10 protein-coding genes are annotated in these 15289 nt (G+C 73.0%); 8 read left to right on the top strand and 2 right to left on the bottom strand.

What is annotated here, in order from left to right:
* Positions 1–119 precede the first annotated feature (119 nt).
* From ACZ60W_RS23920 to ACZ60W_RS23930, 3 genes are all read left to right on the top strand, one after another.
* On the top strand, positions 120–1076 hold the full coding sequence (locus ACZ60W_RS23920) for a GlxA family transcriptional regulator (protein WP_469757394.1): 957 nt from the start codon (positions 120–122) through the stop codon (positions 1074–1076).
* A 129-nt stretch (positions 1077–1205) separates the two neighbouring features.
* Complete coding sequence (gene gap / locus ACZ60W_RS23925) at positions 1206–2201, top strand: type I glyceraldehyde-3-phosphate dehydrogenase (protein ID WP_469757395.1); 996 nt, start codon at positions 1206–1208, stop codon at positions 2199–2201.
* Between the two features lie 248 nt (positions 2202–2449).
* Complete coding sequence (locus ACZ60W_RS23930; protein WP_469757396.1) at positions 2450–3844, top strand: ABC transporter substrate-binding protein; 1395 nt, start codon at positions 2450–2452, stop codon at positions 3842–3844.
* Positions 3845–3931: 87 nt separating this feature from the next.
* On the opposite strand, the gene ACZ60W_RS23935 is transcribed toward ACZ60W_RS23930, so the two are convergent.
* Positions 3932–4837, bottom strand: a complete 906-nt coding sequence (locus tag ACZ60W_RS23935) for a substrate-binding domain-containing protein (RefSeq protein WP_469757397.1) — start codon at positions 4835–4837, stop codon at positions 3932–3934.
* Positions 4838–5124: 287 nt separating this feature from the next.
* On the opposite strand from ACZ60W_RS23935, the gene ACZ60W_RS23940 reads away from it, so the two are divergent.
* From ACZ60W_RS23940 to ACZ60W_RS23960, 5 genes are all read left to right on the top strand, one after another.
* Positions 5125–7215: a discoidin domain-containing protein gene (locus tag ACZ60W_RS23940; protein WP_469757454.1), complete on the top strand. Its 2091-nt coding sequence runs from the start codon at positions 5125–5127 to the stop codon at positions 7213–7215.
* A 213-nt stretch (positions 7216–7428) separates the two neighbouring features.
* Positions 7429–8511, top strand: a complete 1083-nt coding sequence (locus ACZ60W_RS23945) for a DUF1996 domain-containing protein (protein ID WP_469757398.1) — start codon at positions 7429–7431, stop codon at positions 8509–8511.
* 94 nt (positions 8512–8605) lie between these two features.
* The gene (locus tag ACZ60W_RS23950; protein ID WP_469757399.1) at positions 8606–11074 is read left to right on the top strand and encodes a beta-glucosidase; all 2469 of its coding nucleotides are present in this window, start codon (positions 8606–8608) and stop codon (positions 11072–11074) included.
* Between the two features lie 218 nt (positions 11075–11292).
* Positions 11293–12333, top strand: coding sequence for a LacI family DNA-binding transcriptional regulator (locus ACZ60W_RS23955; RefSeq protein ID WP_469757400.1), 1041 nt, complete (start codon positions 11293–11295; stop codon positions 12331–12333).
* A gap of 160 nt (positions 12334–12493) precedes the next feature.
* On the top strand, positions 12494–13858 hold the full coding sequence (locus ACZ60W_RS23960; protein WP_469757401.1) for an ABC transporter ATP-binding protein: 1365 nt from the start codon (positions 12494–12496) through the stop codon (positions 13856–13858).
* Between the two features lie 56 nt (positions 13859–13914).
* On the opposite strand, the gene ACZ60W_RS23965 is transcribed toward ACZ60W_RS23960, so the two are convergent.
* On the bottom strand, positions 13915–15225 hold the full coding sequence (locus ACZ60W_RS23965; RefSeq protein WP_469757402.1) for an ROK family protein: 1311 nt from the start codon (positions 15223–15225) through the stop codon (positions 13915–13917).
* Positions 15226–15289: the final 64 nt, after the last annotated feature.

A 15289-nucleotide genomic window follows, 5' to 3' on the forward strand; every position in this document is an offset into this window, starting at 1 on the left:
TCGCCATTGCTGCCCCACCCCCCGAGGCCCCCCCTTTCCTCCCAACGCCCCCCCCCCCCCCCCCCCCCCCCCCCCCCCCCCCCCCCCCCCCCCGGTCCCGGGTGCGTAGGCTCTTGACCGTGTCTGCCTCCCGACTGCTCCGTGTCGCCGTTCTCGTCCTGGAGGGCGCGAAGCCGCTCGACGTGGGCATTCCCGCGCAGGTCTTCACGACCCGCGCCAGCATGCCGTGCGAGGTGCGGGTCTGCGGCGCGGAACCGGGTGTGGTGGCCGGGGGCGACGGGCTGGCGTACCAGGTCGCCCACGGCCTGGACGCCCTCGCCTGGGCCGACATCGTCTTCGTCCCGGGATACCGGTTCCCCGACCGGGAGGACCCGCCGGCGGCCGTCGTCGAGGCGCTGATCGCCGCCCACGCGCGCGGGGCGCGGCTCGCGGCGATCTCGACGGGCGCCTTCGCGCTGGCCGCGACCGGACTGCTCGACGGCAAGCGCGCCACGACCCACTGGCACTACACCCGGGCGCTGGCGGCGAAGCGCCCGCTGGTCCGGGTCGACGAGAACGTCCTCTTCGTCGACGAGGGCAGTGTCCTCACCTCCGCCGGGGCCGCCTCGGGCATCGACCTGTGTCTGCACATCCTGCGGGCCGAGTTCGGCGTCGCCGCGTCGAACCACGCGGCCCGCCGGCTCGTCGCCGCCCCCTACCGCAGCGGCGGACAGGCGCAGTACGTCCCACGGAGCGTTCCCGAACCGCTCGGCGAGCGGTTCGCGGCGACCCGGGAGTGGGCGCTGCACCGGCTCGGCGAGCCGCTGACGCTGGAGATCCTCGCCCGCCACGCGGCCGTCTCGGCCCGCACCTTCTCCCGGCGGTTCGCCGAGGACACCGGGTACACCCCCATGCAGTGGGTGATGCGTGCCCGCGTCGACATGGCTCGCGAGCTGCTCGAACGCTCCGAGCGCAGCGTCGAGCAGATCGCCGCCGACACCGGGCTCGGCACCGGGGCCAACCTGCGGCTCCACTTCCAGCGGATCCTCGGCACGACCCCGACCGAGTACCGGCGGACGTTCGCCCGGGGCGAGTAGCGGGGGAGCCGGGCCCCCTCGCCACCCCTTGGCGCGATACTTGCGGACCGTGGCGATCCCGCCGCTGTCAGGGCCGTCCGTACCGGACGAACATGGTGGCGAACGCGAAGGGACCGAAGGGACACAGTCATGACTCGCATCGCCATCAACGGATTCGGCCGCATCGGACGCAACGTGCTGCGCGCACTGCTCGAGCGCGAGAGCGACCTCGAGGTCGTCGCCGTCAACGACCTCACCGAGCCCGCGGCCCTCGCGCGCCTCCTCGCCTTCGACACGACCTCGGGCCGCCTGGGTCGTCCGGTGAGCGTCGACGGCGACACGCTGGTCGTCGACGGCCGCCGCATCAAGGTGCTGGCCGAGCGCGAGCCCGCCGACCTCCCCTGGGCCGAGCTCGGCGTCGAGATCGTCCTGGAGGCGACCGGCCGCTTCACCTCCGCCAAGGCCGCCGGCGCGCACATCGAGGCAGGCGCCAAGCGCGTCCTCGTCAGCGCGCCCGCCGACGGCGCCGACGTCACCCTCGCCTACGGCGTGAACACCGACGCGTACGACGCGGCCGTCCACACCATCGTGTCGAACGCCTCGTGCACCACCAACGCGCTGGCTCCGCTGGCCGCGGTCCTCGACGACCTGGCGGGCATCGAGCACGGCTTCATGACGACCGTCCACGCCTACACGCAGGAGCAGAACCTGCTGGACGGCCCGCACCGCGACGCGCGCCGCGCCCGCGCCGCCGCCGTCAACATCGTGCCGACCACGACGGGCGCCGCCAAGGCCATCGGCCTGGTCCTCCCGAACCTGGACGGCAAGCTGTCCGGTGACTCGATCCGCGTCCCGGTGCCGGTCGGTTCGATCGTCGAGCTCAACACGACCGTCTCCCGCGACGTGACACGCGACGAGGTGCTGGAGGCGTACCGCGCCGCCGCCGAGGGCCCCCTCGCCGGTGTCCTGGAGTACTCGGAGGACGCGCTGGTCTCCGCCGACATCACCGGCAACCCGCACTCGTCGATCTTCGACTCCGCGCTCACCCGCGTCGAGGGCCGCCACATCAAGGTCGTCGCCTGGTACGACAACGAGTGGGGCTTCTCCAACCGCGTCATCGACACCCTGCAGCTGCTCGCCGGCTGAGGCACGAGGCCACACCCCCGAGTGCGCGCCGCCGACCCCCGGCGCGGCACTCCCCGAGCGCTCCGTTCGGCCCTCCCCCGGCCGAACGGAGCGCTTCCGTGTTTTCGGGATCTGCTCTTCATTGTCAAGCAATTGCGAAGGTGACGCGACATCTTGCGTTCACTTGTTCAGGATGGTTGAGTGTGCCGCGCCCCGCAACGCACCGACGGCGGGGCCGACCTGCCGTGCCTGGCCGAAGGGGACCGCCCATGAGAAGAGCCCGCCTCCGTCGAACCCGCCGCGCTGGCGCGGCCGTCGTCTGCGTGCTCTCGCTGACGGCGCTCGCCGCCTGCGGCACCGCGGGCGACGCCTCCGACGGAGCCGGGTCCTCCGACCCGACGATCCCCCTGGACCCCGGGGCGAAGGTCACGCTCACGATCGACTGCATGCCCCCGGCGGCGAAGGCGGCCGAGCTGAGGGAGTGGAAGGAGGACGTGGCGGAGTTCAACAGGACGTACCCGAACGTCACGATCGAGGGTCGCTCCACTCCCGGGCAGTGTCTGGAGCCGCCGCGTTTCACCGCAATGCTCAAGGCCAAGTCGCAGCCGGACGTCTTCTACACCTACTTCACCGACCTGCCCCAGGTGCTCTCCGAGGACGGCGCCGAGGACATCAGCGACTACGTCACCCCGAGGTCGGTCCCGCTCCTGAAGGACATCGACCCGAACGTCCTGGACTCGCTCAAGCACCGGAACAAGCTGTACGGACTGCCCACCAGCAACTACGCGATGGGCCTGCTGATCAACCGCAAGCTCTTCGAGGACGCCGGCCTGGACCCCGACGCCCCGCCGCGCACCTGGGAGGAGGTCCGGGCCGCCGCGAAGAAGATCGCGGGCCTCGGAAAGGGGATCGCGGGCTTCGGCGAGTACAGCGCGGGCAACACCGGCGGCTGGCACTTCACGGCGCAGATGTACAGCCTCGGCGGCGACGTCGTCGACGCCGGCGAGAAGGCCGCGTTCGACAACGCCCTCGGCAGACGGGTCGCCGCGAACCTCCACGCGATGCGCTGGGAGGACGACAGCATGGGCAGGACCCAGCTGCTCCAGTGGGGCGACCTGCAGAAGCAGATGGCCGCCGACAAGCTCGGCATGTTCCTGGCCGCGCCCGACGACATCGCGTACATGGTGCAGCAACTCGGCGCGCGGTACGAGAACTTCGGCATGGGCCCGATGCCCGGCGGCAGGAACACCCTGGCGGGCGGCAACAACTACATGGTGAAGAAGGGCCTCTCCGGCAACAAGGTCAAGGCGGCGATCGCCTGGCTCAACTTCCGCAACCTCACCGTCGGCAAGGGGCAGTTCGACTGGGCCCGCATCAAGTCCGACGGCCTGCCCGTCGGCGTTCCGCAGCCCAACTTCTGGCTGAACCAGTCGAAGACGCAGGACGACGCGGCGCGCCTCGCCCAGGCCACCATGCCGGTGGGCAACTTCAAGGCGTTCATGGACCACCCTGTGGCCGGCAAGGCAGAGCCGCCGAAGGCCCAGGAGGTCTACAAGGTCCTGGACGGCGTCATGTCGGGCATCCTCACCGACGAGGACGCCGACATCGACCAGCTCCTCTCCACCGCCGCGGCACAGGTCGACCAGGTCCTCGCCGACCAGTGAGCCTGCGCGGGAGCGGGGCCGGCCACCGCCCGCCTCCGTGACCGCCTTGCCTGGTCCGCGCGCGGCGTGCGGCGGTCCCGCGCGCCGTCAGCGGGGATCCACTCGCCCGCGGGGCCGGCCGGTCGACTCCCGCACGATGAGCTCCGGTTCGAGCGGCGTCTCGTGCGCCGACGCCGCCGGGGCGTCCATCTGGGCGCAGAGCAGGTCCACGGCGGCCGCGGCCATCGCCTCGACCGGCTGTCGGACGGTCGTGAGGGGCGGGCTGGTGCAGCGCATGAGGGCGGAGTCGTCGTAGCCCACGACTGACACGTCTCCGGGCACGTCGAGCCCGCGTCGCCGCGCGGCCCGGATGACGCCCAGCGCCAGCGGGTCGCTCGCGCAGAGCACCCCGGTGACCCCGGCGGAGAAGAGGTCGCCGGCCACGGCCTGGCCGGCCTCAAGGGAGAACGACGTGCGGACGACGAGGGCCGGGTCCACACCGAGTTCACGGGCGCGGGCCGCCTTCCGTTCGGACGGCAGATGGCTGTAGGGGCCGAGGACGAGACCGATGCGCTCGTGCCCCAGGGAGGCGAGGTGGCGCCAGCCCAGGTCGGTCGCCGACGCGTCGTCGCAGACCACGCGCGGGAAGGGGAGGTGGGCCACCCCCGCGTTGAAGAGGGTCACGGGCACGCTGAGCCGGGCCAGTTGGCGGTAGTGGGCGTGCGGGGCGTCCGTGAAGGCGTAGTGCCCGCCGGTGAAGACGATCCCGGAGAACCGTCGGCTCAGGAGGAACTCGACGAAGGCGGGCTCGGAGCCGCCGCCCCGCGACTGGCTGCACAGGACGGGCGTGAAGCCGCGCCGGGTCAGCTCGGAGCCGACGGCCTCGGTGATCGCGGGAAAGATGGCGTTCTGCAGATCGGGGGTGACGAGCCCTATCAGGCGCGGGCCCGACGGCCGGGAACGGGTGAGCGCGCTCGCGCGCAGCGGCCGGAGCCGTGAGGAGGGCAGGGGCATGGTTCCTGAGATTAGTACAGAAATTGCGTATCGCTGATGGATGTACGACGTGAATGAGTCCATCAGTTGCGGGGCATCCATTGCGGCCGATGGCGCCCCGGTTTCGGGTCCGTGAACTCAAGCTCTTAAGTCAAGCCAAAAGAAAAGTCGTGTGCGGTTATTGACGACGCTCGGAGAGCGCGGGCAAGGTGCGGGAGAGCGCTCTCCCGAACCCCGCCCCGCCTCAAGGAGATTCCCCCATGCCCTCAGTCGGCATACCCGTGGCCACGGCCACCGTGGTGGCCTCGATGGTGCTGGCCTTCCTGCCGGCCTCACAGGCCCAGGCCGCACCCGCACTGCTCTCCCAGGGCAAGACGGTCACCGCCTCCAGCCAGGAGCACTACGGCACCCCGGCCGCCGACGCCGTCGACGGGAACACCGGAACGCGCTGGTCGAGCGCCGCCTCCGACGACCAGTGGCTCCAGGTGGACCTCGGCGCCCCCGCCGCGCTCAGCCAGGTCGTGCTCCGCTGGGAGTCCGCGTACGCCAAGGCGTACCGGATCGAGGTGTCCACCGACGGCACCACCTGGACCACCGCCTACACCACGGCGAACGGCGCCGGCGGCACCGAGACCCTCGCCGTCTCCGGCACCGCCCGCTACGTGCGGATGCACGGCGTCACCCGCGCCACCGGATACGGCTACTCCCTCTGGGAGTTCCAGGTCTACGGCGAGCCCGGCGGCACCACCCCGCCGCCCTCCGGCGCCGTCCGCGTCACCGGGACCCAGGGCGCCTGGCAGCTCACCGTCGGAGGCCGGCCCTACACCGTCAAGGGCCTGACCTGGGGCCCCTCGGTCGCGGACGCCCCCAAGTACCTGCCGGACGTCAAGTCCATGGGCGTCAACACCATCCGCACCTGGGGCACCGACGGCTCCACCAAGCCGCTCCTCGACACCGCGGCCGCCCAGGGCCTCAAGGTCGTCAACGGCTTCTGGCTCCAGCCCGGCGGCGGCCCCGGCTCCGGCGGCTGCGTCGACTACGTCACCGACACCGCGTACAAGACCACGATGCTGAACGAGTTCGCCACGTGGGTGGAGGCGTACAAGAGCCACCCCGCCACCCTCATGTGGAACGTCGGCAACGAGTCCGTGCTCGGCCTCCAGAACTGCTACAGCGGGACCGCGCTGGAGAACCAGCGCAACGCCTACACCGGCTTCGTCAACGAGGTGGCCCGGAAGATCCACACGATCGACCCCGACCACCCGGTGACCTCCACCGACGCCTGGACCGGAGCCTGGCCGTACTACAAGCGCAACGCCCCGGACCTCGACCTCTACTCGATGAACTCGTACGACAACCTGTGCAAGGTGCGCCAGGACTGGATCGACGGCGGCTACACCAAGCCCTACCTCATCACCGAGACGGGCCCGGCCGGCGAATGGGAGGTCCCGAACGACGCAAACGGCGTCCCCGACGAGCCGACCGACGTGCAGAAGGCCGCCGGTTACACCTCCGTCTGGAACTGCGTCACCGGCCACGGCGGCGTCGCCCTCGGCGCCACCATGTTCCACTACGGCACCGAACACGACTTCGGCGGCGTCTGGTTCAACCTGGTGCCCGACGGCCTGAAGCGGCTCTCCTACTACGCCGTCAAGAAGGCGTACACCGGCTCCGTCGCCGGCGACAACACCCCGCCGGTGATCAGCGGCATGACCGTCTCCCCGGCCACCGCCGCCCCGGCCGGACGGGAGTTCACCGTCCGCGCCGACATCCGCGACCCCGACGGCGACCCGGTCACCCCCAAGATCTTCCTCAGCGGCAACTACGCCAACGGCGACAAGCGGCTCGTCGAGGCGCGGTGGCGCGCCAACGGCGACGGCTCCTTCGCGGTCACCGCCCCCGAGAAGCTCGGCGTCTGGAAGGTGTACATCCAAGCCGAGGACGGCCACGGCAACGCCGGCATCGAGACCAAGTCCGTCCGCGTCGTCGCCCCGCCGGTCGCCGGCACCAACCTCGCCCTCGACCGGCCCACCACCGCCTCCTCCTACCAGACCGCCTACGGCGACTGCCCCTGCCCGCCGGCCCGCGCCACCGACGGCCGCGCCGACACCCGCTGGGCCAGCGACTGGAGCGACCCCCAGTGGATCCAGGTCGACCTGGGGTCCACCAAGAGCATCCGCACCGTGCAGCTCGTCTGGGACCCCGCGTACGCCAGGTCCTACGAGGTCCAGGTCTCGGACGACGGGACCACCTGGCGCACGGTCCACACCACGACCACCGGGGACGGGGACGTCGACACCATCGCCCTCGCCACCACCGGCCGCCACGTACGGCTCCAGCTCACGGTCCGGGGCACCGGATGGGGCTACTCGCTCCACGAGTTCGGCGTCTACAGCTGACCACCGCCCACCGGAGCGCACCAGGTCCCCGCGGCCAACCCCCGGGAACCGCACCACCGCCCGGGAACCGCACCAACACCCGGGAACCGCACCACCGCCAGGGGACCGCACCACCACCCGCGAACCGCACCACCGATCCGAAAGCACCGCCGACCAGGAACCGCACACCGACCGGAAAACGCACACCGACCCCCCCACGGGCAGGAGATCCCCATGAGAGCGAGTCCCAAGAGGCTCCCCGCACTGCTCCTCGGCACCGCGCTCGTCGCCACCCTCCTCGGCGTCGGCACCTTCGCCTCCGCCTCCGACCCCTCGGCCGACACCCCTCCGCCGGCCGCCGCGCACGCCGGGCACCTGATGGCCGCGTCGCTCCAGGCGTCGGGCGACGACGCGGACGGCGACGGCTACATCCCCGCCGTCCCCCAGGTCACCGGCGTGACGCCGTCGACCGCGACCCCGCCGGCCCGGTACTTCCACGAGTTCCAGGCCAACTGCGGCGTCACCCACACCGCCCCCGACGACCCGATCGTCTACCCCGGACAGCCGGGCCGGTCCCACGACCACACGTTCATGGGCAACACCTCCACGAACGCCAACAGCGTCACCGCCACGCTCTACGGCGGCGCCACCGCCTGCAAGGCGCCCGCCGACGCCTCCGCCTACTGGATGCCCACGCTCTTCGACGGGGACCGGAAGATCCTTCCCGTCGGCCCCCAGGTCATCTACTACAAGACCGGCGTCACCGACTACACGAGCGTGCGGCCCTTCCCCAAGGGCCTCCGGTTCGTGGTCGGCAACCCGATGCAGACCGCCCAGCAGTTCCGCGAGCACAAGGGCTTCGTCGAGGGCTGGGAGTGCGGTGACAGCTTCTTCAACGTCGACTTCCCCGCGAGCTGCCCGAACCGTCCCGACGTCCAGCTCAACCTGCGTATGCAGGCGCCCAGTTGCTGGAACGGTCTCTACCTGGACACCCCCGACCACCAGAGCCACATGGCGTACCCGGTCGTCAAGCCCGGCACCAACGACAACATGTGTCCGGCCTCCCACCCGGTCGCGCTGCCGATGATCGAGTTCAAGATGGCCTTCCCGGTCAACGGCGACATGAGCCAGGTCCGCCTGGCCAGCGGCCGCGGCTACTCCTTCCACTACGACTTCTTCAACGCGTGGGAGGAGCGCACCCTCAAGGCCATGGTCGACCACTGCATCGTGGGCGGCCTCCAGTGCGACGCCCGGGGCTACGACCAGAACCACCCCGAGCGCGGCGCGGCGCTGAACGCGCAGTACCGCCTGCCCTGACCGATCCCCACCCCATGACGGCACCGGACCCCCCGCTCACCCCGGGGCGTCCGGTGCCCCCGGGCGACCCGACGAGAGAACCGACAAGGGAGAGATGAGCGACGAACGGGGCACCGTGCCCGACGACATGCTCGACCCGCTGGTCGACAAGCTCGACCTGGACCGCAAGGTCCGGCTCCTGACCGGCGCCACGACCTGGCGGACCGCCGCCGACGCGACGATCGGGCTGCGCGAGATCGTCTGCTCCGACGGACCCGCCGGCGTACGCGGCGAGACCTGGGACGAACGCCGCACCTCCTGCCTCCTGCCGTCGGCCTCCGCACTCGGCGCGACCTGGGACGACCGGCTGCTGCGGCAGCTCGGCGGCCTCCTCGCCGCCGAGGCGCTCCGCAAGGGCGTCGACGTCGTCCTGGCACCGACCCTCAACCTGCACCGCACCCCCCTCGGAGGCCGCCACTTCGAGTGCTTCTCCGAGGACCCCGGGCTGACCGCCCGCACCGGCGCGGCCCTGATCCGCGGACTCCAGGAACACGGAGTGGCCGCCACCGCCAAGCACTACGTCGCCAACGACTCCGAGACCGACCGCCTCCGCGTCGACGTCCGGCTCTCCGAACGGGCCCTCCGCGAGGTGTACCTGGCCCCCTTCGAAGCCGCCGTCGACGCCGGGGTGTGGGCGGTCATGGCCGGCTACAACAGCGTCGACGGCACGACCATGACCGCCCACCCCCTGCTCGCCGAACCCCTGAAGGGGGAGTGGGGATTCGACGGCCTCGCGGTCTCCGACTGGGCCGCCGTGCGCACCACCGACGCACCGGCGCGTGCCGCCCTCGACCTCGCGATGCCCGGCCCGGCGAGCCCCTGGGCGACGGACCTGGCCCAGGCCGTGCGCGACGGACGCGTCCCCGAGAGCGCCGTCGACGAGAAGGTGCGGCGGCTGCTCCGGCTCGCCCACCGGGTCGGCGCCCTCGGCGACGCCCCCCGCCGCCGGCCCCCGCGCCCGGGCGAGGGCCCGCGCCGCCTGCTGCGCCGCGCGGTCGCCGCCGGTGCGGTCCTGCTCCGCAACGACGGCGTCCTGCCCCTCGACCCCACCGGCCTGGGCACCGTCGCCGTGATCGGCGCGCACGCCGCCTCCCCCCGTGTCCAGGGCGGCGGGAGCGCCGGCGTCTTCCCCTCCGCGGTCGTCACACCGCTCGCCGGGATCCGCGCCTGCCTGCGCGGCCGCGGCCGCGTCACCTACACCGCCGGCCCCTCGACCGACGGCCCGCCGGACCCCCTCGACACCGGCCGGTGCACCGACCCGCGCTCGGGCGAACCGGGAGTCCTGCTCCGCTGCCTCGACGCCGAGGGGAACGAACTCAGCGCGGAGCGGCGCCTGTCGGGACGCCTCCTCGAACCGGACCTCGCGCCCGGCACCCGCACCGTGGAAGTACGCGCCCTGCTGCGGCCCGAGACGAGCGGCCGGTGGACCTTCGGCGTCGGCGGCTTCGGCCGGCTGACGATCGAGCTCGACGGCGAGGTGATCCTGGACGGCACCCACCCCTGCGACACCGACGATCCGGCGATCGTGCACGTGACGCCGCCGGTCCACACCGCGCGCGCCCACGTCGAACGCGGCCGCCACGTCCACCTCGTCGCCCGGCGCGAGCTGGTGCCCGGCTCCGGCAGGGCGACGCTCGTCGCCGCCGCGCCCCCGCGCCCCGACCGGGACCAGGCAGTCGCCGAGGCCGTCGCGGCGGCCCGCGAGGCCGATGCCGTGATCGTCGTCGTCGGCACCACCGAGCACGACGAGACCGAGGGCCACGACCGCACGCACCTGTCCCTCGGCGACGCACAGAACGAACTGGTCCGCGCCGTGGCCGCCGCCAACCCCCGCACCGTCGCCGTCGTCAACAGCGGCGGACCGGTCGAACTGCCCTGGCGCGAGGAGGTGGCGGCGCTGCTGCTCGCCTGGTTCCCCGGCCAGGAGGCCGGGGCGGGCCTCGCCGACGTGCTCTTCGGCCGCAGCGAGCCGGGCGGCCGGCTGCCCACGACCTGGGCCGCAGCCCTCGCCGAGGCGCCCGTCACCCGCACCCGCCCCGTGGACGGCCGCCTCGACTACGAGGAGGGCCTCCACATCGGCCACCGGGCCTGGCTGCGCGCCGGGACGGAGCCGGCCTACTGGTTCGGCCACGGCCTCGGCTACACGACCTGGCGGTACGAGGGGATGGACGCCCCCGGCCGCGTCGACGCGGACTCCGCCTTCACCGTCCAGGTGGCGGTGCGCAACACCGGCGCGCGCCGCGGCCGGGAAGTCGTCCAGGTCTACCTCGCCCGCCCCGACTCCGCCGTGGAGCGGCCCGTGCGCTGGTACGCCGGCCACGCGGCGGTCCACGCCGATCCGGGCGAGGAGACGGTCGCCGAGGTCCTCGTGGAGCCGGCGGCGCTGCGCCACTGGTCGCCCGAGGACGCCCGCTGGCGGGTCGAGCCGGGGACGTACCGGATCCTCGTGGGCCGCTCGGCGGGCGCGGTGGAGCACGAGTCCGCCGTCACCGTGGGGGCCGTACCGGGGGACGGGAATGCGTGAGGAACGGACAGGGAGTTCCGCATTCCGGGCGGCCCGGGAGAATATCCCGAGCCCGTCCCGTCGGCACTCCCTCGAATTCCGTCTTCCCGGGCAGCAATTCCCTGGGCGGGAAGGCGGAAAGCCCTCCGGTGAATAGCGGGAGCCGCACCTGCCCGGCGCGCCGCACTTCCCGTGGACCGCCCGCCCGGGGAGGGAAAGCGGCACGTTAGAGTACGGAGGTGATCAGGCGGGGACCGACGCTGGAGGACGTGGCGCGGGAGGCGGGTGTCTCCAGGGCGACGGTCTCGCGCGTCGTCAACGGGGTGCGCAACGTCGACCCGGCGATCCAGGACGTCGTGCGGCAGGCCATCGAGCGCACCGGGTACACCCCGAACAGCGCCGCCAGGACCCTGGTCACCGGACGGCCGCCGAGCCGCGGACCGCGGGCCGAGACCGTGGCGCTCGTCATCTGCGGCGCCGGGGACGAGTTCGCCGCGCGGGTGTTCGCCGACCCCTTCTTCGGGCGGGTGGTCAGCGGTGCCGTGACGTGTCTGCGGGGCCGGGGGGCGCACCCGGTGCTGATGTTCGCCGAGTCCGGGGCGGCGCGGAGCCAGGTGGTGGACCACCTGCTCCGGGGCAACGCGGACGGCGCACTCGTCGTCTCCATCCAGCCCGACGACCCCCTGCCGCTGATGCTCTCCGCCGCGGGCGTCCCGCTCGTGCTGTTCGCTCGGCCCCCGGACGGAACGCCGCTCGACCACGTCGACGTCGACCACCACGAGGGCGGCCGGCTCGCCGCCGCGCACCTGCTGGCCAGGGGATGCCGTCATCCCGCGACGATCCGGGCGCCCCGGGACCTGCCGGCCGGGGAGGCCCGGCTCGCCGGGTTCCGCGAGGCCCTGGAGCGTGCCGGCCGGGCCGCTCCGCCGGTGGTGGAGGGCGGCTTCACGGTCGACAGCGGTGCGGCCGCGATGCGCCGTGTCCTCGCGGAGCACCCGGAGGTCGACGGGGTCTTCGCGGCCAACGACCTGATGGCCCAGGGCGCCTGCGAGGTGCTGCGCGAGCGCGGACTCAGCGTGCCCGGGGACGTGGCGGTCGTGGGCTTCGACGACTCCAGCGTCGCCGTGACCTGCCGCCCGCCGCTGACCACGGTGCGCCAGCCCGTCGAGCGGATGGCCGCGGCGATGGCGGAGCTGCTCCTGGGCCGCCTCCAGGGCACCCAGGAGACCCCGGCGCACCGGGTGTTCGCCCCCGAACTGGTCGTACGGGAATCGGCCTGAGCCGTTCGCGCGACGCCCGGTGACGGGCGGCCCCTTCGGCATTCGCCCGCCGTCGAATTCGGTTTTCCGAAAGACGTACGAAACTGTTCCGCAGCGGTTCGTGATGAGCTACTTTCGGCCACACACCCCCCTGCGGTCCTTCTACTCCGGGCGGATTTCCATGAGTCGCGCCATCGTGCTGCGAGATGTGAGCAAGAAATACGGCGGTTCCCCTGTGGTGCGGAGGGTCTCCCTCACCGTCGAACCGGGCGAGTTCCTGGTGCTGCTCGGCCCTTCCGGATGCGGCAAGTCCACGGTCCTGCGCATGATCGCGGGCCTGGAGGACATTACCGACGGCGACCTCTACCTCGACGGCGAGCACGCCAACGACGTGCCTCCCCGCGAACGCGACATCGCCATGGTGTTCCAGAACTTCGCCCTCTATCCGTCCATGACGTCGCGGGAGAACATCGGCTTCCCCCTGAAGCTGCGCGACCCGTCGGCCGACCACGACCCGCAGGTCGAGTCGACGGCCCGGATGCTCGCCATCGAGGACCTGCTGGACCGGCTGCCCGGGCAGCTGTCCGGCGGCGAGCGCCAGCGGGTCGCGATGGGCCGGGCGATCTCCCGCCGCCCCTCGGTCTTCCTCCTCGACGAGCCGCTGTCCAGTCTCGACGCGAAGCTCCGCGGCCACCTGCGGGCGGAGATCGCCCGGCTCACCGCCGAACTGGGCGTCACCACCGTCTATGTGACGCACGACCAGTCCGAGGCCATGTCGCTGGGCGACCGGGTGGCGGTCATGCGCGACGGCGTCCTTCAGCAGGTCAGCCCACCGCAGGAGCTGTACGCCCGCCCGGTCAACGTCTTCGTCGCCGCGTTCGTCGGCACCCCCCGCATCAACCTGCTCGACGCGGTCGTCCACGCGCCGCTGGACGGCCCGATGTCCCTGGAGCTGGGGCGCCAACGGCTGCGGCTCCCACAGCCGTTGAGCGTCGACCACCAGCTGCTCCGGATCCAGCAGGGCCGGCCGATCATCGTCGGACTGCGCTCCGAGGCGGTGCGCATCGCGCCGCCGAGCCAGGCCAGACCCGGAGAGGCGTCGCTCGTCGGGATCGTGGAGCACGTCGAGTACCAGGGCCACGAGGTGCTCGTGCACCTCGACACCGGCTCGCGGCCGGCCGTCGTCGCCGAGCTCGAAGCGCCGCGGACCCGGCCCGCGGGCCGCCGCCCCGGTGGCCGGCGCAAGCGCGGCATGAGCCGGATCAGGGCGCACGTGGCGGCCCTCGGCGGCGGCCGGGCGGCCGCGGACGGGCCGAGGGCGGAGGTCTCCGCGCGCGTGCCGCTCACGTCCGGCGACCCGCACGCCGCCCACGAACGCCGTGCGGCGGGCCGCAGCGACCTCGTGCTGCGCACCGGCCCGCACGTCCGCGTCCGGGTGGGGGCCCAGGTCCCGCTCCTCGTCGACCTCGCCCAGCTGTACGTCTTCGACCACCAGGGCACCAGGATCTGTCCGGCCCCCGACGCCCTGCCCGGACTTGACCAGTAGGGGGACGGGGCGGGCCGGGGTCCCGCCCGTGACCGTCCGGGAGACCCGGGTGTGTCTCAGTGCGCGGCCCGTTCGCGGAGCGTCTCCTGCCAGGCGGGAGCCGCTTCCTCGGCCTCCGGCGGCGCGAGGCGGCCGCCGCGGGAGAAGAAGTCCGCGAGCGGCAGGATGGCCGCGCCCACGGTGACGGCGTCGGGGCCCAGGGTGCCGAGGGCGATGCGCACGCGGGAGGCGGGGAAGGTGAGGGCGTACTCCGTGGCGTAGCCCTTGACCCGGTCCAGGAAGCGGGTGCCGAGCTGGAGGCCGGCCCAGCCGCCGACGAGGATGCGTTCGGGCTGGAAGAGGTTGACGAGGTCGGCGAAGCCGGCGCCGAGGTACTCGGCGGTCTCCTCCAGGACCGCGAGCGCCGTGGCGTCGGGCGCCGTGTCGGGTTCGGCCGGGTAGGCGGCGGCGAGCATCGCGGTCAGGGCGGTCTCCTCGGTGGCGCCGGCCGGGGGAAGCCCGCCGGCCTCGCGCCAGCGTTCCAGGAGCGCCTCGGCGCCCGCGTACGCCTCCAGGCAGCCCCGGGCGCCGCAGCGGCACCGCCGGCCCCGGACCCGCACGGTCAGGTGTCCCCACTCGACGGCCCGGCCGGGCCGCAGGTCGTCCGAGACGACCGAGGCGCCGACGCCGGAGCCGAAGAGGACCACCACGGCGTTGCGCACGCCCCGGCCGGCGCCGAACCACATCTCCGCCTGGCCGAGCGTCTTGGCGCCGTTGTCGATGACGTACGGGACCGATTCGGGCAGGGGGACGGCGGCGCGCAGCAGCCGTTCCAGCGGGACGGCGTCCCAGCCGATCGTCTGGCCGTGCACGACGGCGGTGCCGTCGGCGCCGCGCACCACGATGCCCGGCACCCCGATGCCGACGCCCAGCAGGTGCTCGGGGCCGATGCCCGCCTGCCGGACGACCTCCTCGATGCCGTCGCGGACGTGCCCGACGACGACGCCGACCTCGTACCGGTCGACGCGGCGCGGTCCCTCGGGGTCCAGCGGCCTTTCCACGCGCGCGAGTTCGGTGAGCGCCATGTCGAACAGCTCGACCCTGACCCGGGTCTCGCCGACGTCCACCCCGATCATGTAGGCGCTCGTCTGGCGGACGCGGAGGAGGGTGCGGGGGCGGCCGCCGGCCGAGTCCACGCTGCCCGCCTCCTCGACGAGGCCGTCGGCGACGAGTTCGGCGACCACGTTGCTGACCGAGCCGGAGCTCAGTCCGGTCGCGGGGCCCAGCGAGAAGCGGCTCATCGGCCCGTCGAAATACAACCGTTGCAGTACCGCCGAGCGGTTCTCCCGCCGCAGGTCACGCACGGTCCGGCCGCTGCGTACGCTCACCGAGCACCCCATTCCCTTGGTTCGGATTCGAAACATACCCCTGGCAGACCTCTTGACGCCACCT

The sequence above is a fragment of the Streptomyces sp. NPDC104202 genome (genome assembly GCF_055584185.1).

Excerpts from the sequence above, each read along its gene's own strand:
- gap (WP_469757395.1), top strand. The coding sequence starts at position 1,206 with ATGACTCGCATCGCCATCAACGGATTCGGCCGCATCGGACGCAACGTG.
- ACZ60W_RS23930 (WP_469757396.1), top strand. The coding sequence starts at position 2,450 with ATGAGAAGAGCCCGCCTCCGTCGAACCCGCCGCGCTGGCGCGGCCGTC.
- ACZ60W_RS23935 (WP_469757397.1), bottom strand. The coding sequence starts at position 4,837 with ATGCCCCTGCCCTCCTCACGGCTCCGGCCGCTGCGCGCGAGCGCGCTC.
- ACZ60W_RS23940 (WP_469757454.1), top strand. The coding sequence starts at position 5,125 with ATGGTGCTGGCCTTCCTGCCGGCCTCACAGGCCCAGGCCGCACCCGCA.
- ACZ60W_RS23945 (WP_469757398.1), top strand. The coding sequence starts at position 7,429 with ATGAGAGCGAGTCCCAAGAGGCTCCCCGCACTGCTCCTCGGCACCGCG.
- ACZ60W_RS23950 (WP_469757399.1), top strand. The coding sequence starts at position 8,606 with ATGAGCGACGAACGGGGCACCGTGCCCGACGACATGCTCGACCCGCTG.
- ACZ60W_RS23960 (WP_469757401.1), top strand. The coding sequence starts at position 12,494 with ATGAGTCGCGCCATCGTGCTGCGAGATGTGAGCAAGAAATACGGCGGT.